Origin of the sequence: Microcystis sp. Msp_OC_L_20101000_S702 (assembly GCF_007095705.1) — a bacterium.
Taxonomy (GTDB): domain Bacteria; phylum Cyanobacteriota; class Cyanobacteriia; order Cyanobacteriales; family Microcystaceae; genus Microcystis; species Microcystis ichthyoblabe_A.
In genome coordinates, this window is the sequence record NZ_SFBO01000080.1 from 1 (window position 1) to 23,171 (window position 23,171).

A 23,171-nucleotide genomic window follows, 5' to 3' on the forward strand; every position below is an offset into this window, starting at 1 on the left:
TCCTTTCTTACCAGCAATTTTGTTCTTACAGTTATTATAGAACCTAAGAATAGCAGTCCAAGTCCGTTCGCAAGCCTGTTGACAAGCTGTAGAGTTAAGGTCTTGAACAAAAGGGTATTGACTTCTTAATTGAGTGACATATTTATATACATCCTTTTGTCCTACACCTTTATTGTCTTCCCAATATCTAAGACATTTATTCCGAACAAACTGGACTGTCCGAATAGCCTCATCAATGGCTTGATATTGAGATGGTTTTCCTCTAAGCTTGTACTCTAAAACAAACATTTTGCGTTATCGACCCAACGATCGCAAACTATTCTAGCATACTAAAATTAAATTGGCAACTATAGATTAGAGTTATTTTTAGTCGTGCTCGTGTCACTGAGCCTTTACATCGAAGCCCCTCGAAATGTGTCGAAGTGCTGTTCTATGCTGGTCGGCTTTTCATCTCCGAGGTGAAACCGAGAGCCTTCAAGCCGACATTATAGGTAAACACTAGAGGGATCGGAGAAAGTTTCTTAAAAGTTCCTTGCCGGCAGTGGTTAAAATACTTTCGGGATGGAATTGTACCCCTTGAATCTGGGGGTAATCCCGATGACGGACTCCCATGACCGTGCCATCTTCCACCCAGGCCGTGATCTCTAAATTATCCGGCATGGTGGAGCGATCGATCACTAAACTATGGTAACGGGTGGCAGTAAAAGGATTTTCTAAGCCTTGAAATACCCCTTCACTGTTGTGATAGATTGGGGAAGTTTTGCCGTGCATCAAGACCGGGGCCGAGACCACATCCCCCCCGAATACCTGACCGATACTTTGATGACCCAGACAGACCCCCAAAATCGGCAAATGGGGGCCAAATTTGGCGATTAATTCCAGAGATATGCCCGCATCGACCGGACGACCAGGACCGGGGGAAATGACAATCCCATCCGGCCGCATTTGTTCGATCGTGGCCAGATCGATTTTATCATTACGATAGACCTCGATCGGCAAGGCGATCGGGAACTCGGAGGCTAATTCTCCCAAATACTGGACCAAATTGTAGGTAAAACTATCATAGTTATCGATGACGATTATCAAGAGTCCCTCTCCTTTCTCTAGCCTCGCTCAGTATTTTCATTCTACACCTCTGCTGTCTCGATCGAGATAGCCGGAGTGTAGGGGGTAGGCTATTTTTGTGCCGTCAGTTAGAATCTGGCCGGAATTGCTAATTAGGGTTTGCGGCAAAAAGTTTTTTGTGGGGACAGGGTGTGGGGTGTGGGGTGTGGGGTTTTGAGGGGGTCAATTACCTAATTTTCAGGGAAAAAGTCTAGGGATTTTCCCCCCGATCACTCCCAGATCTGGTACTTTTTGATTGATAAAAAGTCTAAAATTATTACCCAACAAGGTTTTTAGATTTATTCAGCAAACCCTAATTACAGCCTAAACTATCCCTGGTGGCCACTCCCGTGACTGGATTAATGCCATCGGCCCGTTCACACATTAACTTGACCTGATAGTTATCAATGACCGCGTTAGTGAAATCGGCCCCAGTAATAATTGTGTCATAAAAACGGCTGCGAGTAGCGATCGCATCGGTAAAAATAGTGTTAGTTAAATCGGCAAAATCGAGGGTAACTCTATCTACCAAAGAGGCGGTTAAATCAGCCCCTTTTAAGTTAGCTTTTAAGAGGACAGCCTCGGTGAGAATGCTATAGGATAAATCGGACCCTTCTAGGTTAACTCCCCGCATTGCGGCAGCTGCGAAAACCCCTCCGCGCAAATCCTGATGGGAAAAATCCCGATCTTGCAGCTGGGCAAAACTATAGTTAATCGTTTTATCTTGGGCCAAAGCCACCGGACGGGCCGCGAAAAGTAGCCACAGAATCGCCAGCAAAATAATTAAAACCAGACTGAAAAAATTTTTCAACATTGTTACTGTTGAGCGTCGAGAAACTGGGCCACATCATCACCCACCCGAATAGTTAGGTCTGAGTCTAAAGCACCAGTGGAGGATGATTCTACTTTACCGATTCCCAATTGATTTTTCAAGAGGTTAGCGGACTGAATATCACCTTTTTGGGCAATAATCGCCGTGGTTTCTAGCTTTTGGGAGGAGTCATCGCTAATATAAACATTTGTGTAGCCCTGTTTGGCCAGATAATCACGAGTACGACGGGCTAAACCTTTGGTATTGGTGGCATTTTGAATGGCAATCCCCAGACTATAAACGGAGGTTTCTCCCCCCGCGTGGTTATCGGTAAAATTATTAGCCACAATGGTTCTAATTTCGCGACGGTTCAAAATCCAATAACTGCGACCATCGTATTCCTCGAGGCTATTAAACCGGCCGGGGAGTAGGATCATTCTTAAGTTATCCTGTTTAATTTCCCGGCCAAAATTGGCGATAGCCAGCATTTCCTCGACGCTTAAGTTCGTATCGATATATTGTTGTAAAACCTGTACTGCTTTCGGGAGACTGGGGAGAATTGTCGGACTAAAAATCTTTTTTTGAAGTGCTTTTAATAAAATTTGTTGTCTTTGTACGCGACCAATATCGCCGTATTGCGGGTTACGAAAACGGGCAAATTGTTCTGCTTGGTCGCCGTTGAGATTTTGCCAACCCTCTTGTAAATCAATTTCTAATTTTTGGGTGACATCTTTATGATACATTCGTTCGGGTACATAAACCTCTACACCCCCGACTAAATCGACTAATTCCTTAAAGGCATCGGTAGTAACCCGCACATAGCGATCAATGGTGACATCCCCTAAAGTATTAGTGACAACTTCTGCCGCTAGAGTTGGTCCACCGTGAACGTTAGCATCGTTGATTTTAGTGAAACCGTGGCCGGGGATTCTGACGCGGCTATCGCGAGGGATAGACAACATTCTCACGGTTTTATCGCTAGGATCGAAGCGCACTAGGAGCATGGTGTCGCTGCGACCTTTAAACACATCATCGCCGTTTTTGGCATCTAAAACTCGATCGATGCCCATAACTAAAATATTAACAGGACGAGAAAGCTGCTGATTGATTAAGCTATTCCAAGCTTGATCCTCAAGGATGTCTGTTTGGGTGGGAAAAGATGTTTTTTGGAAGATGGCCCCAATTGGTGCGGGTAAGGGACTAATTAAAGCGACGGCAGCCCCAACAGTGGCGGAAACTAGGGCGGTAAAACTGAGGGTTATTCCCCAAAATAAGCCCTTTTGCAGGGGAGATGCTTTTTTTAAACCGGACATGACTGAACTGACCACCGCGACGGTATTTTCTGAGTTTTGGCTGTATTCTTGCTTTTCAAACCGCCCCGAAACATTGGCCATAGACTAACCTCAACATCTGATTAAAAGCTTACTCTAGGAGGTGACTGTTGATCCCTAGAATCTATCTCTAGAGCAAAAGTTCCAGATATTGGCCACCCCCTCTCGCCGGTTATCGTCACATATTGTTAAGGAACTGGCTATCCTAGACCTGTTGTAAAAATCAAAAATTGTTGTTAGGGTTAGGTGTCGGTAGCCAGTAGCCAGTAGTCAGGAGAATTAAAAACGAATAATAAACGATTAAACGCTCTATTCACCGATTGTATGCCATTTAAGCCTTATTTTTGCAGTTTTTGAACCCTGAAAGGTTAATTATGCCATAGGTTTAATAATTTTTCAGGGATTCAGTTCGGTTATAGATTATCTTTATGGCCAAGAATTAAGGCTCTCTTAGGTTTGGTGGGTAAAATGTATTCTAAGATACAGTCCTGCTGGCGAGCGAGTGGAAGGAACCACTCCAGACACAGAGGACACAAAGATTGATCGCTTCTATAGTAAGTTAAACTGCTCACACAAAGAATAAGAGAGCCGAATTAAGAGAGGTGGAAACTTGAAGATGACAGAACGAACTAAGGTTATTCTCCTCGTTGTTATCCCTTTGCTTTTGGCTAGTAATGCAGTTTTTTCTGTCAATAAATTCTGAGCTATTTTTTATGCAAATCATCTCCCTTCCCCCATCATCTACCCAGGAATATCTCTGTCTAAGAGACTTAAATCTCTACAATTCTCCCAGTTGTCAAGAGTTAGCGACCCAAGCACAACGGGGAAGAAAATTAAAATTTATTTCCCTAGAAATTACCGAAAAAGGGCTACAAATTCAGCTAAGGGAAGATAATTATTTAGCTTGGTTATGCAGAGAAGATTTAGATGCAATTGCGGCGGCCACCACAGCTTATCAAAAAATTCCTCTAACTCGTTCGGACATAGAAAAACATATTCCTGAGATTATCTCTTTTACTCAGGAAGCAATGAATTGTACCAATCATTATCTCTGGGGTGGAACCCTTGCACCTAATTACGATTGCTCAGGATTAATCCAGGCTGCTTTTGCCACTTTTGGCATTTGGTTGCCGAGGGATTCCTATCAACAGGAGGCTTTTTGTCAAAAAATAAACCGAGAGGAATTACTCCCAGGAGATTTAATTTTCTTTGGTGATAAAAGAGTTAATCATGTGGCTTTATATCTAGGGAATAATCAATATATCCACAGTTCAGGAAAAGAAACAGGTAACAATGGTATCGCTATCAATCTACTCACCGATGATAGGGATAGCGTCAGTCGTCATTATTATCAAAAATTATGGAGTTTCGGTCGAGTTATGCACAATTAATCAGTTATCAGTTATCAGTTATCAGTTATCAGTTATGGGTTTACTGTTTACTGTTCACTGTTTACTCTCCCCCATAGGTAATCATGTTAGAAAACATCTCCCTAAGCGGTCTATCAATTCGTCGTCACATAGGAGTATTGATGTTAACTATAGCAGTTATCATCATCGGTCTTTTTTTTCTAAATCGTTTACAAGTAGATTTGCTTCCTTCTATCACTTATCCTCGCATTAGTTTAAGGATGAATGTCCCGGGAGTTTCCCCGGAAGTTATTCTCGAAGAAGTAACTAAACCCCTAGAAGAAGGAATGAGTGCCACCGAGGGAGTAGTGCAAGTTTATTCAGAAACTCGCGAGGGAAGGATGCGAGTAGATTTATTTTTTCAACCGGGGGGAGATTTAAATGTCGCTTTAAATGAAGCTACCGAAAGTTTTAATCGTGTCCGACAAAATTTACCCGATATTATTGAGGAACCGCGCTTAAACAAATTTGAACCCTCTCGTTTACCCGTCTATGAATTTGCTCTCGTTTCTGATACCCTACCCCTAAAAGATTTAAGATTATTTGCTGATGAAGAATTAGGGAGAGAATTAGGATTTGTGGGAGGAGTGGCAGTGGTGGACGTGATTGGGGGAGTTAGAGAAGAAATTCAAGTTAATATTGACCTGCAGCGATTACAATCTCTGGGAGTGGGATTAAATCAGGTTTTAGACACCCTAAAAAGACGCAATCAGGACATCTCTGGGGGCCGACTAGAGGGAGAAACTGGGGAACCTTTAACCCGTGCGGTGGGGAAATTTAAAAACGTAGCGGATATCCAAGATTTAGCACTGACCGATAGTAATAATCCCGAAGAAAAAATCTATCTGCGGGATGTGGCCAGAGTTATCGATGGGACAGAAGAACAAAGAATTTTTGTCACCCTAAATGGAAAAAATGCCGTCAGGGTTAGCGTCCAAAAACAACCGAATGCGAACACGATTGCTGTGGTAGAAGGGGTCAAAAAACGCATTACAGAATTAAAAAAATCCGGGTTAATGACCGGGGGAATACAAGTCGTCCCCACTAGCGATGAGTCTGTATTTATCCAAAATGCGGTTAATAACGTGGTTTCTTCGGGACTAGCAGGGACAATTCTAGCAGGATTGACTGTATTCGTCTTTCTCGGTTCCCTGCGACAGACTTTTATCATTATCCTAGCGATTCCTCTTTCTACCCTCGTCGCAATTATCTGTATGAAGTTATTCGGGTTATCGATAAATGTGTTTAGTTTGGGAGGATTGGCCCTAGGGGTGGGTATCGTGGTGGATAATTCCATCGTCATGCTGGAAAATATTGCCCTCAAAGTTAGTCAAAACCAAAATAAGCGAGATTTTTTAGAAATTGCCCGGAATAGCAGCCAAGAGGTAGAATCCGCTTTAGTGGCCTCCACTGCGACTAATCTCGTCTCTATCCTGCCATTTTTATTACTGGGTGGTTTTATCTCCCTGCTGTTTAACGAGATTATCCTCACTATCAGTTTTGCTGTGGCTGCTTCTCTCCTGTGTGCGTTAACCGTTGTTCCCATGTTAGCCAGTCGTTTGTTAAATATGCGGTTTTCTAGTGGTATTCAGCGATTTTGGCTCTTAAAAGTCTTTAGTCAACGTCTAGAAGGTTTAACCATCCTCTACGGTCGTTTTTTAGCTAAAATCATCCGCTACAGAATACCTGTTATCCTGCTGGCCTTTTTAATTTTAGGGGGAAGTAGTTTCTATCTCTGGCAATATATCCCCCAGGAAGTCTTTAGTCGTATTCAAACCGGACAGGTGAACGTTTTTGCTCAATTTCCTCCTGGTACCAATTTAAATACTAACCGTCAGGTGATGCGGGAAGTAGAAAAGATTTTATTATCACAACCAGAGACTAAGTACGTTTTTACTACCAGTGGCGGTTCTCTTTTTGGCACAACTACCAATGAAAATATTTTGCGCGGTTCTAGTACGATTAATCTCAAACAAGGCACTAATACAGAAGCGTATATCGAACGCATGAGCAAAGCACTAGAGCAATTAAACCTCGTTAACGTGCGTTTGCGTCTCACTCCCGGTCAAGTGCGCGGTATTATTCTTAATAACTCTCCCTCCGTTGGTGCTGACGTGGATGTGATGTTACAGGGACGAGATGGGAAAACTTTAGAGCAAGCTGGTGAAGAAATCCTCAGTATTCTCGATGAAAAAGTCCCTAGTGCGCGTTTTCGTCCCGATGCTGACCCCAGACAACCGGAAATCCAGATTAAACCCGATTGGACCCGCTTAAATAGTTTGGGATTGAGTACCCTGGAAGTGGGACAAACGCTACGGACCGCTATTCAAGGATCAATCCCCACCCAACTGCAACGGGGAGAAAGATTAATAGATATCCGGGTGCAATTGGACCCCAACTCGCGGCAAAAAATTAGTGACATCTCACAAATACCTATTTTTGTCAATAGACAAGAAGACTTAAAATTAGCAGATATAGCCCGGATTGAAGCGGGAAAAACCCCCGGAGTCATCCAGAGAATCAATCAGCGTCAAGTTTTTATTATTATCGGCAGTTTGGTCGAGGGTGCGAAATTAAGTGACGCACTCGCAGGGGTACAATCGCTTTTAAATTCCACTCCCTTACCCGATGGTATCAGCATTTTACCCAGTGCTGCTGCCATCTCTAATCAAGAAATTCAGGGTTCTTTGGGTTTATTAGCGGGTTTATCGGTATTTTTAGTCTTTGTAGTCATGGCCGTCCAGTATAACTCGCTCATAGACCCTTTGGTGATTATGTTAACCGTTCCTTTGGCCCTAGCGGGGGGAATTTTCGGACTATATTTGACCAAAACCCCGATTAATGCCATTGTCATCGTCGGGGTGGTTTTATTGGTGGGGATTGTGGTTAATAACGGGATTATTATGGTGGAATTAGCCAATCAATTGCGGCAAGAATTCGGTTTTACTCGACTACAAGCTATTTTAAAGGCCGCTCCCCAACGTTTACGACCGATTTTAATGACTACCGTGACCACGGTTTTAGGTTTATTTCCCCTCGCTTTAGGATTAGGAGAGGGGGGAGAATTCCTGCAACCTTTAGGAATTGTCGTTTTTTCGGGTTTGTCTTTAGCAACTCTGTTAACTCTGTTTATTATTCCCTGTTTTTACGTTTTATTCTCCAGAAAATAATCTTCTTGCACAGTGGGGAAGTGGGGAAGTGGGGTGTGGGGTGTGGGGAGAATAAAGCTGACTCCCGACTCGGACAATACTGTCTCCTAACCCAATGTTGGCTAAAGATAAGTAAAAATTAGGCTCTTCTAGGTTCTGTGTGATAAGTTTGACTTACATAGGATTGATCGATCTTTGTGTCTTTGTGGTTCGTTCCACCCCCTCGCTAGGAGGAATGTATCTTAGAATACATTTTACCCACCAAACCGGGGAGAGCCAAAAACCTTGCATTATCCTTCTTTTAGTACATAAACTGGTACAAAAAGAGAGGGCAACAAAGCCTCAAACGACCGACGACCGGCTCCTGACTCCTAACCCCACCAACAAACTTTTTGCCGCAAACCCTAGTTATTTCCCCTGACAATGAGGAGGATCGATAACATTGGTAAAAATTGCCCAAAGTACCATGAGCGGCATCGGCAACAAACAGATTAGCCATTGATGACCGCTTAGGGTCGCCGTTGCAAACAGACTGTTCATCACCCCCCATTGACTAAACAAAATTTGTAGGGCAACAGCAGCCACAATCCCCAAAATTAGGATTGGTGCATTAGTAATCGAGGTTGACTGACGACGTAGGTAGTCCACTAGGCTCATCCCTAATTGGCTGATACTGAGCAGATAGATAACCCGTGCTGCCACAAGGGATTGAATTGCCATTGTGCGGGCAACGGCAATATCTCCTGTGGTCGATTTAGCCCACTCAAACATACCAAAAATCAGAATCCAGTTAAACAATGAAACAGCCAAAATTCGGCGCAATAGTTTTTTGGTGATCAAAGGTTCATTGGGATTGCGTGGTGGTGACTGCATAATGCTGGGGGATTTTGCTTCAAAGGCCAGGGGAACAGTCATCGTGACGGAGTTGATCATGTTCAACCAGAGTACTTGTAGGGAGAGGATGGGTAAATCTCGTGCTAGTAAGGTACTGATCAGAATCGTCATCGATTCGCCACCATTGACAGGCAAGAGAAAAGATATCGCTTTGCGTAAATTTTGATAAACGGTGCGTCCTTCTTCGACAGCGGCCTTGATCGAGGCAAAGTTATCATCAGTGAGGAGCATATCAGCAGATTCCCTGGCGACTTCCGTTCCCCCTTTCCCCATGGCAATGCCGATATCGGCCTGCTTGAGAGCTGGCGCATCATTGACACCATCGCCGGTCATCGCCACGATTTCTCCTTGAGACTGGAGTACTTCCACCAGTTGCAGTTTTTGGGTAGGGGCAACCCTGGCAAATACCGATCCATCGACCACCGCTTGGGCCAGTTGATGATTATCCATTTGCGCTAATTCTTTTCCCTCAAATGCTAAGACTTGTGCTGCCGTTTTAATGCCCATCCGTTCCGCGCTCGCAACGCGCTCGCTACGCGAGATCGCCCGCGCCGTGACAAGATGATCACCAGTAATCATCTTGACCCGAATCCCGGCACTTTGACAGGCATGAACAGCAGCGATCGCCTCTGGACGAGGCGGGTCAATCATGCCCTGTAATCCTAGAAACACCAAGCCTGTTTCGATATCCTCATGGTCGATAGAATGCTGATGGGTCGCGGCTGCTTTTTTGGCAAAGGCAAGCACCCGTAAACCCTGCTCTGCCATCGTTTCTACCGCTTGCTCGATCTGTTGGGCGTTCAGCGCGGTCATCTGACCATAGCGATCGATCATCTGGGAACAACGACGCATTAGCGACTCAACCGATCCCTTGACATAGATCAGACGAGGTATCCCATCATGCAGGGTTGCCATGTATTGGTACTCAGATTCAAAGGGAATTGCATCCAATCGTGGGGTTAAAGACAATAGCCCCAATTGACTGAGACCTGCTTTGGCAGCGGCCGCAATCAGCGCCCCTTCCGTAGGATCCCCCACCACTGACCAATCTTCTCCCCTTTGTTTTAGCCCGGAGTCATTACAAAGCAAACCAGCTACCAGACAATCCCCCAGGGCCGGCGGTAATTCCTCTGCAAATGGGCTGCTGGGGTTGCCATCGGTGATCAGACTAATTTCGCCCTTGGGACTATAGCCACCACCACTAACGGCGTAATATTGCCCTTCGGTATAAATGGACTGTACAGTCATTTGATTTTCGGTCAGGGTTCCGGTTTTGTCGGAACAAATGACGGTCGCACTCCCCAATGCTTCCACTGCGGGCAGTTTACGAATAATCGCATGACGACGGGCCATGCGGTTGACCCCAATTGCCAAGGTAATCGTTACCACTGCCGGCAGCCCTTCTGGAATCGCACTCACTGCGAGGGCAACGGCAGCTTCAAACATATCGATCCAAGATTTCCCCCGTCCTAACCCGATGGTAAAGGTCAAGGTTGCTAGGGTCAAAATTGTGTAGAGTAGGGTGCGGCTAAATTGGGCAAATTTACGGGTCAGGGGTGTGCTAAGGCTGACTCGGCTTTCCATCGACTGGGAAATCTGCCCCACTTCGGTGGCGTTGGCCGTAGAGACAACGATCCCTTTGCCCTGTCCAAAGGTAACGAAACTCCCTGCGTAGGCCATGTTTGTCCTTTCTGCTAGGGGCGTATCCCCGGGTAAGGGTTCGATCGCTTTTGACCCGGGCAAGGATTCCCCGGTCAGGGCAGACTCATCCACCTGCAAATTGCGGACTTTCAGCAGCCTCAAGTCCGCCGGTACTTTATCCCCCGATGCCAATAGAACGATATCTCCTGGCACCAAATCCTGAGATGGAATCCGGAGAGTTTGTCCCTCTCGCAACACGGTCGCTTCTGTGGTTACGGCTTTGGCTAGGGAAGCGATCGCACCTTCCGCCTTAGCTTCCTGCACATAGCCAATAATGGCATTGATCAGGGTAACTCCCCAAATCACCGAGGCATTCGTCCAAGACCCTAAAAATGCCTTAATAGTACCCGCAAGCAGGAGAATATAGAGTAGCGGCTGATGAAATTGCCCCAAAAATCTCAACCAAGCTGGTTTCCCCGGCTTAAATCGCAGTTCATTCGGGCCATATTTTTCGTAGCGACTAGCCACTTCTTCTGCTGATAAGCCCGTTGACCCATCGCTGGTCAAGTATTCAATCACCTCTGGTTGAGAAAGTTGATGATACAAGGGCAACGATAATTGAACTGGCATCATGCTCTCCAATATTTAGCAGATGGATATTCTGATCCTATCAGTCGGATAGGTTCTTGCTCTTGCTGCACACCATTCCCCCGCGTAAATGACTAGGGATTCTAAGCGGCTGCTAGGCAACGTCGATTTATCGGGTTGCCTAGGATCTTTTTAGCCGACCAGAATCTTAATTTTTGGCTAGGAATCTGCTTCTCTGGGATTTTTAAAACCTAGAGCCAAACCCACTTAACGCCCTGAAAAAGACAATAGCTTTTAAGCTCTCGTCTTATTTTGGTAATAGTCGCGGGTTCCCTTGGCATCTAGGGCTTCTCCGAGACGAGCAATCGCCTGGGCGTAGGCGGCGTTACGCAGAGATATATCGAACTCCTGGGCGAAAGACCAGACTTTTTCCGCTTCTGTCACCATTCTTTCTTTTAAGCGCTCATTGATCTCGTTTAATCGCCAATAAAGACCGCTGCGATTTTGCACCCATTCAAAATAACTCACCGTTACCCCACCCGCGTTAACCAAAATATCGGGGAAAACGAGAATTCCTTTTGAGTCTAAAATGCGATCGGCTTCCGAGGTAGTGGGACCATTGGCCACTTCAAAGATATATTTTGCCCGCACGCGATCGGCATTTTCGGCGGTAATTTGGTTTTCTAGGGCAGCTGGAATCAAAACATCCACATCTAGGGCTAATAATTCTTCATTACTAATCGCCTCGTGTTCTACGATATTACACACAGTACCCTCACAGTAAATAGCAGTAATTCCGCGATGTTCCTGTTTATACTCACGAATACTGGCAATATCTAGGCCTTTTTCCCGATAAATGCCGCCCTGGGAATCACTTACCGCCACCACTTGATAACCGGCTTTGGCGAGGAGATCCGCTACTACAGCCCCAGCGTTACCGAATCCTTGGACGGCTACGGTAGTATTAGCGGGTTTTTTATCTAATTTCGGCAAAAGAGAGTTAATAACATGAAAAGCCCCCGTTCCCGTCGCCGTATCGCGGCCGCGACTGCCTCCCATGGTTAAAGGTTTCCCCGTCACCACCGCCGGACTAATTTTACGCTGAATGATGCTGTACTGGTCCATCATCCAACCCATGATCATCTCGTTGGTATAGACATCGGGGGCAAGAATATCGACATCGGGACCGATAAAGTCGGCTATACCCTCGATATAGCCCCGGCTAAGGCGTTCTAACTCGGCTTTTGACAATTCTTTCGGATTTAGGGTAATGCCGCCCTTAGCCCCACCAAAGGGCAAATCCAGCAGGGCGCATTTAAAGGTCATCCAAAAGGCCAGGGACTGCACCTCATCAATGCTGACGTTGGGATGATAGCGCACACCCCCCTTGCCGGGGCCGCGGGTGTCATCGTAGCGGACGCGGTAGCCTTGGAAGATTCTTAAAGTGCCGTTGTCCATACGGACGGGTATGGAGACGCTAAGACTAGCTTTGGGATATTTTAACCGCTCGATCGCATCATCGGAAATGGAGACATACTTAAGGGCCCGTTCTAGGCGACTGCTGGCATCGGTAAAGAGTGATTTCGACATGATTTTTTTTCCCCTATCTATCCCCATTAGAACAGGTCAAAACCGTATATTTCACTACAGTTTATTTTTCTTAATTAACCATGGGCGGGAATTGCCTACCAGTGTTCTCAAACAAGGTTAGTGTTGAGTTAACTTCAGTGAGTAAGAGATTTTCTGGTACATCATCCACCAAGAGGATGCGATCGCTTAATTCCATTTAATTTTAATTGTCAACGATACAAAGATGAAATGTAACCTAATTTGCCATCGACCACCGACCACTGATGCTTGATAGCTAAAAAGCTGACGGCTGACGAATGTTACGATTGTTACAACATCTTGACATTAATTCTGATACCCTGACAATGTGTCAATCTGTGCAGTAATGGGGCAGAAACTCAAGTGGTATCGATCCATATTTCTATTGTTGAGGGCAACCCGCACTTGCGATCGCTATTAGCTTGGCATCTGCAACAGGCCGGCTATTTGGTCAATCAATCGGCAAACCTGCAAAGTGCGCGTCAAGCTTTCCTTCACCGTCAACCAACCTTAGCAATTATCGATTCCGACTTACCCGACGGGGATGGAATCGAACTCTGCCGTTGGCTTTATCAACAAAAACATTCTCTAATACTGATTCTCTCGGCCCGCAATGGCGAAAAAGATGTGGTCAATGGTTTAAAAGCCGGGGCCGACGACTACCTGAAAAAGCCCTTTGGAATGCAAGAATTTATGGCTAGGGTAGAAGTGTTAACCCGTCGTTTAGGCGGTAGGGCTGCTCCCCTACACTTGGATTATGGACAATTAAAAATAGATTTAGCCCAAAGACGGGTACAATTTCGCGGGGAGTATATCGAATTAACCCCCCAAGAATTTAGCCTACTCTACGTTTTAGCTCAAGCGGAAGGAACACCCCTATCAAGAGCCGATTTACTGCGTCGCGCTTGGCCCGAGGAAATCGATAACCCCCGGACAATTGATACTCATGTTCTCTCTCTGCGGAAAAAAATCGAAACCGATCCCAGACAACCTAATTTAATTCAAACCGTCCGCAACGTCGGCTATCGTTTCAATCTAGAAATGTTGGCCGAGATCAATTCAGCTTTAGAAGCTAATATTATTGCTTCCACCAAAGGCAATCATAACGGTCATTCCATGAGTAAAATCCCCGCTCACAATGTTAGTCGTTAATTCTGGCTTTGTCCGACTGATTAGCAGATTTTTGGCTGAAATCGTCTCCTAAGCACTGAATGAAGCAAGGAGACGAAGGGCAAATTAAACCATAGTCACCATTGACCGATCCGCTTGTTGCTGAAATTCCGTCAATAAACGCCGGAATTCGTCGCCGTCAATGGTTTCCTGTTCAATCAGTATCTCCACCAAGCGATCAATCGCCATACGATTGTCAAGGATAAGTTTTGTTGCTAAATCGTGGCATTGCTTGACAAGTTCCCGCACTTGTGCATCAATTTTTGCCATCATCGCGAAAGAATGGTCGGCATGATAACCAGCGCCAGCACCACCGAGATAGGAATTACCATCCTCCTCTAGGGCAATCAATCCCAATTCCGACATTCCCAGACGCGTTACCATCTGTCGGGCCAGATAGGTAATTTTTTCAATATCATTACCAGCACCGGTGGTCACTTCATCCTCACCGAAGACACATTCCTCCGCCACCCGTCCCCCTAATAATCCCGCAATTCGGGCCAACAACTGGGAACGACTGGTTAAACCCTGTTCTTCATCGGGAGTGAACCAAGTTAACCCCTGCGCTTGACCCCGGGGAATCAGGGTGACTTTTTCCACTTGATCGTGGCCAGGACAGAGAGTACCGACAATCGCATGGCCGACTTCATGATAGGCGATCAAACGCTTGGCTTTACTATCCACTAAAGCGCGCCCTTCCATACCGGCCACAATCCGATCAATCGCATCGTTGACCTCCTCCATCGTAATCGCCTCTTTGCGCCGTCTGGCAGTAAAAATCGCCGCTTCGTTGAGCATATTCGCCAAATCTGCCCCAGTAAAACCGGGGGTGCGCCTGGCGATCGCCTCCAGAGCCACATCAGCAGCCACCTTTTTATCGCGAGAATGGACCTCCAAAATGGCCAAACGTCCCTTAGAATCTGGATAATCCACCACCACCTGTCGGTCAAAACGACCCGGACGCAGCAGGGCCGAATCCAAAACATCGGGCCTGTTGGTGGCGGCAATGACGATAATGCCAGTATTGACCTCAAAACCGTCCATTTCCGTCAATAATTGGTTCAGGGTTTGTTCCCGTTCATCATTACCTCCCCCATAACCGATCCCTCGTTGACGACCAACGGCATCAATTTCATCGATAAAAACCAAACAAGGGGCATTTTCCTGGGCTTTTCGGAACAAATCTCGCACTCGCGACGCACCAACCCCGACGAACATCTCCACAAATTCCGACCCGGAGATGCTGAAAAAAGGTACTCCCGCCTCTCCTGCGATCGCTTTAGCCAGTAAAGTTTTTCCCGTCCCCGGAGGACCAATTAACAGGACTCCTTTGGGGATTTTCGCACCAATAGCCGTAAATTTTTCCGGTTGTTTGAGGAATGTTACCACTTCCTCTAGATCTTCCTTGGCCTCATCCACACCGGCCACATCATTGAATTCTATGCCAGTTTTCGCCTCCATCTGAAACCGCGCCCTTGATTTACCGAAGTTCATCGCTTGACCGGAAGCATTGGCAGAACGACGGATAATAAACACCAATAATCCCAAGACGATAATAATCACTAACAGGTTAGTGAGAACATTGATCAAGGCCGAATTGTCAGTGGTGGGGAGAATACCATACTCAATTTTTTTAGCATCGAGTTTCTTGATTAATTCGGGATTTTGGTCAAATAAATTAACTTCTTTCGGGGTATCCTTATCCGTTTGACCGACGAGGGTAACTGCTGCCTGCTGCAAAGAAGGATTGATTTCCACCTTTTTTACCTTGCCTTGCTCGATTTTCTCTAACAATTCACCGTAGGTGAGGGTATTTTGGTTTTTTTGACTCCAAGCAGGAGTGACATGGCCAAAGGTTTGCAGAATCATCCAAGTGGTGACAATCCCTTTCCATACTGGCCGATGACCACGATTCTTAGCTGACTTGGCTCTAACTACGGTGAGCGGAGATTTTTGATCCATAATTGACTCTATATCTAGTTACCCTGTATTCATTGTGACAGATCGACTCGATCGTGACCACTGTTCTGTTTTTCCCCGGCAAGACCCTGAGGGCAAATAGTGATGACGGTTTTTTGCTATACTGTATTCAGCTAGGTGGTCTAACAACTGCCTATCCCAATCACTAACAGTTTAGGGAAGTGGGTTTCGCCCGCTTTTTTTATTGTCTAAATCATGACCCATCCGCTCATCCCCGACCTGCTGCACCTAGCCACCCCTATCGCTGAAAACTTGGGGCTAGAAGTGGTCGATATCGTTTTCCAAACCAATAAAAGGCCTCCCGTCCTGCGCGTTGATATTCGCAATCTTGCGGGAGATACTGGTTTAGAGGACTGTGAGCAGATGAGTCGGTCTTTAGAAACCGCCCTCGACAGTCAAGAGATCTTACCCGGTGCCTACGTTTTGGAAATATCTAGCCCCGGCATTTCTCGACAACTGAGCAGTGAGCGTGAATTTCAGTCTTTTAAAGGTTTTCCCGTCATCATTACCGGCCAAGATAGCCAGGGAAAACCAAAAGAATGGCGCGGAAAACTGCAAGGTAGAGATGAGCAATCTATTTATCTTAACCAAAAGGGTCGCGCCCTGACCATCGATCGCACCACTGTCATCAGCGTCCGTTTAGATGAGCAGCGCAATAATCAGTGATCAGTGATCAGTGATCAGTAATCAGTAATCAGTAATCAGTAATCAGTAATCAGTAATCAGTAATCAGGGATAAAAAAGATGAAGATAAATAAAGGCTCTTCGGTTTGTGTTATGCAATAGACGGGGGTTATAAGGGATGTAACCCTTATATAGAAAGGCATTTGGCGATTTTTGTCAATTGTTTTTGATCTAGAGCGAACTAATCAATTAAGTCTCTTACCAGATAAGGATTTAGTCGATTTATGCTCCCCTATCGAACCATGCCAAGTAACGAAGAACCTAAATAAATAACTAACTGATTAACTTAAAACTTACATCTGATAACTGATAACTGATAACTGATACAAGGCTAATAGCTAAAAAACTAATCACTCAAAAGTAAGGAGAAAAAAATAATTATGGCCACTGTTAATTTGCCTGGTTTAAAAATAATGCTCGAAGAAATTAGCCAACGACATAATCTGCCCAAAAATGCCGTACAGGAGGCTTTGCGTGAGGCACTTATCAAGGGTTACGAACGTTATCGCCGCGCCCAAAGTTTAGAAAAAGCCGCTCAATTTCATGAAGATTATTTCAATAACTTTGATGTGGAATTAGACGTAGAAGAAGAAGGGTTTCGCATCCTTTCTACTAAAACTATTGTGGAAGAAGTGACCAATCCCGACCATCACATCGGTCTCAAAGAGGTGCAGGAAGTGGCCGATGAAGCCCAATTAGGGGATGAAGTAGTTCTTGATGTCACCCCCGACCAAAGAGAATTTGGTCGCATGGCGGCGATTCAAACTAAACAGGTTTTACTGCAAAAACTGCGGGATAACCAACGCAAAATGATTCAAGAGGAGTTCCAAGATCTGGAAGGAACCGTTTTACAGGCCCGGGTCGTCCGTTTTGAAAGACAGGCCGCCATTGTCATGGTACAAAGTACCTACGGTCAACCGGAAGTGGAAGCAGAACTACCCAAACGGGAACAGCTGCCCAACGATAACTATCGCGCCAACGCCACCTTTAAAGTTCTGCTCAAAAAAGTCTTGGAAGGTTCTCAACGCGGCCCGCAATTAATTGTTTCCAGAGCGGCGGCAGGCTTGGTAGTATATTTGTTCGCCAACGAAGTTCCCGAAATCGAGGAGGAAATCGTGCGTATTGTCGCCGTCGCTCGGGAAGCTAATCCCCCCTCCCGTCACGTTGGTTCGCGGACAAAAATCGCCGTCGATACCCTAGAAAGAGACGTGGATCCGGTTGGGGCCTGTATTGGGGCCAGAGGTTCGCGGATTCAAGCCGTGGTGAACGAATTGCGGGGCGAAAAAATCGACGTGATTCGCTGGTCTCCAGATCCCGCCACCTACATCGCCAATGCCCTTAGTCCCGCCCGCATTGACCAAGTTTTGTTCACTAATGCCGAAGAAAGACAAGCATTGGTACTGGTAGCCCAGGATCAATTAAGTTTAGCGATTGGCAAAGAAGGGCAGAACGTGCGTTTAGCCGCCCGTCTGACGGGCTGGAAAATCGATATTAAGGATATCGCCCTGTATAAAGGAGAACAAGAGGTAAAAACCGATGAAACCGACCCAGAAGCGCAGGATTTAGACCAAGAATGAACCCCTTCGTCAATTATCGACGCTGTATTAGCTGCCGTCTCTTCGCCCCGAAGGAATCCTTTTGGCGAATTGTCCGACTACACCCGTCTGGACAGATACAATTAGATCAAGGCATGGGAAGGGCTGCCTATATCTGTCCGCAACCTAATTGCCTACAACTGGCCCGGCAAAAAAATCGTCTCGGACGGGCCCTAAAAGCCAATATTCCCGAAACGCTCTATGAATCCTTGCAAGAGCGCATCGGGACTGCCAAACAAGGTCGTCCAAATCAGGATTAAAATTGACGATCATAGCCACAAAATCGTTACCATGGAAAGGGGGCAGTCCTGACAGGATCAAAAAATCAGCCAACTTATAGGATCACTAACACTTTAGCCGGGGGATAATGGATGAGTAACGCGAAAGTCAGAATTTACGATTTATCAAAAGAATTGAATCTAGACAACAAAGACATTTTGGATATCTGTGACCAGTTGAACATCGAGTACAAGAGCCACAGTAGCACGATCAGCGAAGAGGATGCCCAACGCATCAAGGCAATTGCTGCGAAGGGAGTTGTTTCGAGTACCAGCAAAAATAGCACGGGTCAGCGAGAATCGGTTAGTCCTACCGAAGAAAAAAAACAAAAGATTTTAGCCCTGCATAAACACAACCGCCCCGAAACTGGCGAAGAAGGGGAAATCTATCCCGGACCTGCCGGTTCCTCAGCTAAACCGACTTTAATCAGTCCTCCCCGTCCCCCAGTTAAACCCCTCGTTGCTGCCCCAGGGCGCGACGGTGCGGCCGAAAAAACTCCCCCCACCGCTGCACAGATGCCATCTCAGTCCGCCAGTGTTAAAGAAACCCCGACCGAAACCCCGCTAGTGCCAGAAGTATCCCCCAGCTTAATCGCCCCACCTAATCGACCCTCCCTCACCCCGAAACCACGCCCGGGCAGCGCCTCGGGCCGGCCAGAACCCCGATCTAAAAATGCCGCCGGCAGTAACGACAGGCCGCGGGGAGAAAAACGCGAGCGCGGCGAGAGTGAAAACGCCCCTAGTCCTGAGCACAGGGTTAGCTTGGCTAAACCAGAAAAACCGACCCTCAACCGCAAACCCGACGGAAAAAGCCCGAAACTGGCGGAACCAGCTAGAGAAGTGCGGGAGACGGTGGAATTGAAGCGCCCGGTTCGCCCCGGTATGCCCGCTAAAATCTCGGCTACTGGCGAGGAAGAAACCGACACCACCAAGAAATCCGGTGTTGATGGCACAGAAATCGATACAGATACCGGATTGCTCGGAGCAGACGGGCCCAAAAAACTCAAACGACCGACCATGCCCCTTCGCATGGCCAAAAAATCTAGCTGGGAAGAAGAAGAAGAAGAAGAGAAAAAAGCGGCCAAAACCGCCAAAACTGCTGGCAAAAACAAACGCCGCACCCAAGCTCTCTTTGAAGATGACGATGATCTAGAATCGGAACTATCCGGGTTAATCAATAGCCCCAGTTTTACCCTTTCCACCGCTCGTCCCCCCAAACCGCCCAGCGCTAAAGCTGCCACCCCTGGCACCCCAACAGCAGTCAAAGTTAAGCGGCCCAGTAAACCAACCGCCCACACCGGCAGCCCGAAAAGCGAGCGTCAAGAACCCCAAGAGGAAAAACGCCCGGAAAGCATCGTCATCACCGGCAGTCTTACCGTGCGCGACCTCTCGGAATTGATGAAAGTCCCCGAAACTGAGATCATCAGAACCCTATTTTTTAAAGGGATGGCGGTTAATATCACCCAAACTCTCGACGTGGACACGATCGAAATGATCGCCAGGGACTTCGAGATGACCGTGGAAACCCCCAGCACCCAGTCGGCGGCGATCAAAACCACGGAGATGATCGATGTCTCCGACTGGGAAAGTCTCCAGCGTCGTCCCCCCGTCGTCACCATTATGGGTCACGTTGACCACGGTAAAACCACCCTCCTCGACTCGATCCGCAAAACCAAAGTCGCCCAAGGAGAAGCCGGCGGCATCACCCAGCACATCGGCGCTTACCACGTCGATGTGGAACATAACGGCAAACCGGAACAGATTGTCTTTTTGGATACCCCCGGCCACGAAGCTTTTACCGCCATGCGGGCCCGTGGGGCGAGAGTCACCGATATAGCGGTGCTGGTGGTGGCCGCCGATGATGGTGTACAACCCCAAACGAAAGAGGCAATTAGTCACGCCAGGGCTGCCGAAGTCCCCATCGTGGTGGCGATTAACAAAGTCGATAAACCCTCGGCTAACCCCGACCGGATTAAACAGGAATTGACCGAACAGGGACTGGTGGCCGAAGATTGGGGCGGTGAGACGATCATGGTTCCCGTTAGCGCCCTGCGGGGTGAAAATCTCGATAATCTGCTGGAAATGATTCTCTTGGTGGCAGAAGTAGAGGAACTGGTTGCTAACCCCGATCGCTTGGCTAAGGGAACCGTGATCGAAGCTAACCTCGATCGCACCAAAGGTCCCGTGGCTACCCTGCTCGTCCAGAATGGCACTCTCCGCGTCGGTGATAGCATCGTCGCTGGTTCGGTTTTCGGCAAAATTCGGGCGATGATCGATGATCGCGGCCAAAAAGTCGAAGCGGCCACCCCCTCCTTTGCCGTGGAAATCCTCGGTCTTAGTGATGTTCCGGCCGCCGGCGATGAGTTCGATGTCTATGAAAGTGAAAAAGAGGCCCGATCGATCGCTGATCAACGGGCGATCGAACAACGCAACACCCGTTTACAACAGGCCCTCTCCTCCCGTCGCGTTAGCCTTAGCACCCTCTCTATCCAAGCTCAAGAAGGACAACTCAAGGAACTTAATCTCATCCTCAAGGCAGATGTGCAAGGTTCCGTCGAGGCCATCCTCGGTGCGCTCAAACAGTTACCCCAAAACGAAGTGCAGATTCGGGTTCTCCTCGCCTCTCCGGGGGAAATCACCGAAACCGATGTGGATCTGGCCGCCGCTAGTGGTGCGGTGGTGGTGGGCTTTAATACCACCCTGGCCAGTGGTGCGCGCGCATCCGCTGATCGGGAAGGGGTCGATATCCGCGATTACAATATCATCTACAAGCTTCTCGATGATATTCAAGGGGCGATGGAAGGTCTTCTTGACCCCGAAGAAGTGGAAGAACACCTCGGTTTTGCCGAAGTGCGGGCCGTCTTCACCGTCGGTCGTGGGGCCGTGGCCGGTTGTTATGTCCAATCCGGTAAACTGGTGCGGAATCGCTTCCTGCGCGTGCGTCGCGGCAAGGAAATTGTTTATCAGGGGGTTCTTGATTCCCTCAAACGGATGAAGGAAGATGCCCGAGAAGTGGCGACCGGTTTCGAGTGCGGTGTCGGTGTTTCTAAATTCAATGACTGGAAAGAAGGCGACATTATCGAAGCCTACGAAATGGTCATGAAACGTCGCACTTTATCCAGTTAATTACACTTGAACCGTCGGGAGTCGGGAGTCAGTTATCAGTTATCAGTTATCAGTTATCAGTTATCAGTTATCAGTTATCAGTCATAATTCATAATTCATAATTCATAATTCCCCCATCTCCCCACTTCCCTCTATGAAATCAGAACCTTTTTTGTGGATTCATCTGGCAGGGTTAGCGGCTTTGCCAATCTTTTTACAAATCGCTTGGATTGGTTTAGCTGTGGGCGATCCCTTGCCTTTTCTTTGGCTAGAATGGCTATTTCTGGGAGCGATCGCTATTATTCCCGTCTTTTGGATGCAGTGGACAAAACCTTTTGATATCTTTAGTCTTTTGTTGGTCGCCCTGAAACCGAGTCAACTCACCCCCGAACAGTTAAAAATTCTCTCTCTTTTTCAACGTCCTCGCCATCGTCTTCTGACTCTTTTGGGAGTCGTCCTCTTAATTCTCATCGCTTGGCCTATCTATAATTTTGCCCCTCTAGCGGCTGCCGTGGCCGCCTATCTCCCCCAATGGCGGCTTTTAGGTTTAGTCATTGCTGCGATCGCTCTCCTCTTAAGTCACCTATTTCTACAGGTTCCTCTGAGTGTTCTGGGGGTTTTAGCCACTAAAGAAAGTGATTGGACAGCGACCGAAGCTTTAGTTATTGAGCGCATTCCTGAGTTATTTACCATTTTTGGTCTAAAAGTTAATAAAATTATCTAAATTAGCCAAAATGCCGACAATTTCGCCTAAGAATGCAGGATAGATCGCCCGTTTAAGGGTTGAATATTCCTCGCATTACGGGGCAAAATTGCGGCCAATTGTTGCAGTTGTTGGGGAGAAATTTTGATCGTATTTTGCCAGACTAACCAGAGAACATCCTCGCTACAGGGAGGAGTGGACAAAGACCCCTGATATTCATAGAAACCGCTATTTTCCGGCAGTAAAAGCCCGACATTGACCCAAGTATCGGGGATAATCATTTCAGGAGAAGGTTCTTGGGGCAAATAATCCCAAATGGTTTGTAAATAGGGATTAAAAGCACCAATTTCGGCTAAGATGCCCACAACTGCTAAATTTCCCTTCCCATTTCGATGCACTAAATGAATTTCCAAAGGGAAAGACTGACCTTTAATCTGATGTTCGCTGGGGTGATGAAAATGGAACTGCAATAAATCCCAGTTTTCGCCGTGAAAACTCATGTTTCCAACTTTTTCGGTCTGAACCAAGATTGTATGACCGTTATGGCGAATTTTTAGGGGTATAGGACGATAATTAAAGGTGGGTTGGTATAGCTCTTTTTCAGTCACTATACTCAGATTGATCGGTGTTTGTTGCTTTCCCGTGGTGCAGAGGCGATAATTCGTTGATAATTCGCCCCAATGGTCAATATTTTGATAATTCCAAGTAAATTCTGGATTAATAGCCCCAAAAAGAGCATGAGAGCCTATAAATTGCAGTAATTCTCGTCTATACATGGGATTAAATTCAGCACATTTCGACACATTTCGACAAGCTCAATGTAAAAGCTCAATGTAAAATCATCCGAGCAAGAGTTGATCAATTAATTGTTTGGTTTCGTCAGAGACGGTTTTATTAGTGGGATTGATCACAAACGGTTGACCACACTTCGACAGCCTCAGTGACCACATTCTTTACATTGACGTTTGGGTTTTCCATTATGAATAGAACCATTCTTGATCGTATGGTGAGAACCACAATTAGGACAGGGGAATAGAGGTGAACTAGGGGGGGATTTTGTTCGGTGCTAGACTGATATTTGAGTAAGCCAGACAGGAGCCAGAAAAAGATATTTATCAGAA

Annotated in this window: 15 protein-coding genes and 2 pseudogenes; 8 read left to right on the plus strand and 9 right to left on the minus strand. The window is 46.7% G+C overall.

The features are described from left to right. From EWV60_RS08500 to EWV60_RS08515, 4 genes and pseudogenes are all read right to left on the minus strand, one after another. A pseudogene (locus EWV60_RS08500) lies at positions 1-288 on the minus strand (RNA-guided endonuclease TnpB family protein); the annotation flags it as partial. Positions 289-498: 210 nt separating this feature from the next. Then, positions 499-1,086 (minus strand): anthranilate synthase component II, encoded by a 588-nt coding sequence (locus tag EWV60_RS08505; protein WP_002740387.1) that lies wholly within the window; start codon positions 1,084-1,086, stop codon positions 499-501. 331 nt (positions 1,087-1,417) lie between these two features. Then, on the minus strand, positions 1,418-1,918 hold the full coding sequence (locus EWV60_RS08510; protein WP_002739277.1) for a pentapeptide repeat-containing protein: 501 nt from the start codon (positions 1,916-1,918) through the stop codon (positions 1,418-1,420). 2 nt (positions 1,919-1,920) lie between these two features. Beyond that, entirely contained in the window at positions 1,921-3,309 is a 1,389-nt protein-coding gene (locus tag EWV60_RS08515; RefSeq protein ID WP_002778390.1) for an LCP family protein, read from the minus strand. Positions 3,310-3,959: 650 nt separating this feature from the next. Between EWV60_RS08515 and EWV60_RS08520 the strand changes: the two genes are divergently transcribed. Together EWV60_RS08520 and EWV60_RS08525 are read left to right on the plus strand one after the other, a co-directional pair. Further along, positions 3,960-4,637: a C40 family peptidase gene (locus tag EWV60_RS08520; protein ID WP_002738550.1), complete on the plus strand. Its 678-nt coding sequence runs from the start codon at positions 3,960-3,962 to the stop codon at positions 4,635-4,637. 83 nt (positions 4,638-4,720) lie between these two features. Beyond that, entirely contained in the window at positions 4,721-7,825 is a 3,105-nt protein-coding gene (locus EWV60_RS08525) for an efflux RND transporter permease subunit (protein ID WP_287231863.1), read from the plus strand. 387 nt (positions 7,826-8,212) lie between these two features. Here the strand turns inward: EWV60_RS08525 and EWV60_RS08530 are convergent, their stop codons facing one another. Together EWV60_RS08530 and EWV60_RS08535 are read right to left on the minus strand one after the other, a co-directional pair. Then, entirely contained in the window at positions 8,213-10,969 is a 2,757-nt protein-coding gene (locus EWV60_RS08530; protein WP_287231865.1) for a cation-transporting P-type ATPase, read from the minus strand. Positions 10,970-11,221: 252 nt separating this feature from the next. Further along, positions 11,222-12,517, minus strand: coding sequence for a Glu/Leu/Phe/Val family dehydrogenase (locus EWV60_RS08535; RefSeq protein ID WP_287231866.1), 1,296 nt, complete (start codon positions 12,515-12,517; stop codon positions 11,222-11,224). A gap of 381 nt (positions 12,518-12,898) precedes the next feature. Here EWV60_RS08535 and EWV60_RS08540 point away from each other — a divergent pair, with 381 nt between their 5' ends. After that, complete coding sequence (locus EWV60_RS08540; protein WP_002739319.1) at positions 12,899-13,687, plus strand: response regulator transcription factor; 789 nt, start codon at positions 12,899-12,901, stop codon at positions 13,685-13,687. Between the two features lie 84 nt (positions 13,688-13,771). Here the strand turns inward: EWV60_RS08540 and ftsH are convergent, their stop codons facing one another. Further along, a complete protein-coding gene (ftsH, locus tag EWV60_RS08545) occupies positions 13,772-15,667 on the minus strand; it encodes an ATP-dependent zinc metalloprotease FtsH (protein WP_016516233.1) in 1,896 nt (631 codons plus the stop codon). A gap of 213 nt (positions 15,668-15,880) precedes the next feature. Here ftsH and rimP point away from each other — a divergent pair, with 213 nt between their 5' ends. The 5 genes from rimP to EWV60_RS08570 all read left to right on the plus strand — a co-directional run bounded on the left by rimP (position 15,881) and on the right by EWV60_RS08570 (position 22,071). Beyond that, positions 15,881-16,351: a ribosome maturation factor RimP gene (gene rimP / locus EWV60_RS08550; RefSeq protein ID WP_002756173.1), complete on the plus strand. Its 471-nt coding sequence runs from the start codon at positions 15,881-15,883 to the stop codon at positions 16,349-16,351. 398 nt (positions 16,352-16,749) lie between these two features. Next, entirely contained in the window at positions 16,750-17,946 is a 1,197-nt protein-coding gene (gene nusA, locus EWV60_RS08555; protein ID WP_002738721.1) for a transcription termination factor NusA, read from the plus strand. Then, positions 17,943-18,224, plus strand: a complete 282-nt coding sequence (locus tag EWV60_RS08560) for a YlxR family protein (RefSeq protein WP_024970683.1) — start codon at positions 17,943-17,945, stop codon at positions 18,222-18,224. Before nusA ends, EWV60_RS08560 begins: the two co-directional genes overlap by 4 nt. A gap of 111 nt (positions 18,225-18,335) precedes the next feature. Next, on the plus strand, positions 18,336-21,368 hold the full coding sequence (gene infB / locus EWV60_RS08565; RefSeq protein WP_287231870.1) for a translation initiation factor IF-2: 3,033 nt from the start codon (positions 18,336-18,338) through the stop codon (positions 21,366-21,368). 133 nt (positions 21,369-21,501) lie between these two features. Next, positions 21,502-22,071 (plus strand): low-complexity tail membrane protein, encoded by a 570-nt coding sequence (locus EWV60_RS08570; protein WP_002738450.1) that lies wholly within the window; start codon positions 21,502-21,504, stop codon positions 22,069-22,071. 26 nt (positions 22,072-22,097) lie between these two features. On the opposite strand, the gene EWV60_RS08575 is transcribed toward EWV60_RS08570, so the two are convergent. Beyond that, complete coding sequence (locus EWV60_RS08575; RefSeq protein WP_287231872.1) at positions 22,098-22,826, minus strand: carbonic anhydrase; 729 nt, start codon at positions 22,824-22,826, stop codon at positions 22,098-22,100. 87 nt (positions 22,827-22,913) lie between these two features. Beyond that, a pseudogene (locus tag EWV60_RS08580) lies at positions 22,914-23,169 on the minus strand (IS1/IS1595 family N-terminal zinc-binding domain-containing protein); the annotation flags it as partial. Positions 23,170-23,171: the final 2 nt, after the last annotated feature.

Excerpts from the sequence above, each read along its gene's own strand:
- EWV60_RS08510 (WP_002739277.1), bottom strand. The coding sequence starts at position 1,918 with ATGTTGAAAAATTTTTTCAGTCTGGTTTTAATTATTTTGCTGGCGATT.
- EWV60_RS08515 (WP_002778390.1), bottom strand. The coding sequence starts at position 3,309 with ATGGCCAATGTTTCGGGGCGGTTTGAAAAGCAAGAATACAGCCAAAAC.
- EWV60_RS08520 (WP_002738550.1), top strand. The coding sequence starts at position 3,960 with ATGCAAATCATCTCCCTTCCCCCATCATCTACCCAGGAATATCTCTGT.
- EWV60_RS08525 (WP_287231863.1), top strand. The coding sequence starts at position 4,721 with ATGTTAGAAAACATCTCCCTAAGCGGTCTATCAATTCGTCGTCACATA.
- EWV60_RS08530 (WP_287231865.1), bottom strand. The coding sequence starts at position 10,969 with ATGCCAGTTCAATTATCGTTGCCCTTGTATCATCAACTTTCTCAACCA.
- EWV60_RS08535 (WP_287231866.1), bottom strand. The coding sequence starts at position 12,517 with ATGTCGAAATCACTCTTTACCGATGCCAGCAGTCGCCTAGAACGGGCC.
- ftsH (WP_016516233.1), bottom strand. The coding sequence starts at position 15,667 with ATGGATCAAAAATCTCCGCTCACCGTAGTTAGAGCCAAGTCAGCTAAG.
- rimP (WP_002756173.1), top strand. The coding sequence starts at position 15,881 with ATGACCCATCCGCTCATCCCCGACCTGCTGCACCTAGCCACCCCTATC.
- nusA (WP_002738721.1), top strand. The coding sequence starts at position 16,750 with ATGGCCACTGTTAATTTGCCTGGTTTAAAAATAATGCTCGAAGAAATT.
- EWV60_RS08560 (WP_024970683.1), top strand. The coding sequence starts at position 17,943 with ATGAACCCCTTCGTCAATTATCGACGCTGTATTAGCTGCCGTCTCTTC.
- infB (WP_287231870.1), top strand. The coding sequence starts at position 18,336 with ATGAGTAACGCGAAAGTCAGAATTTACGATTTATCAAAAGAATTGAAT.
- EWV60_RS08570 (WP_002738450.1), top strand. The coding sequence starts at position 21,502 with ATGAAATCAGAACCTTTTTTGTGGATTCATCTGGCAGGGTTAGCGGCT.
- EWV60_RS08575 (WP_287231872.1), bottom strand. The coding sequence starts at position 22,826 with ATGTATAGACGAGAATTACTGCAATTTATAGGCTCTCATGCTCTTTTT.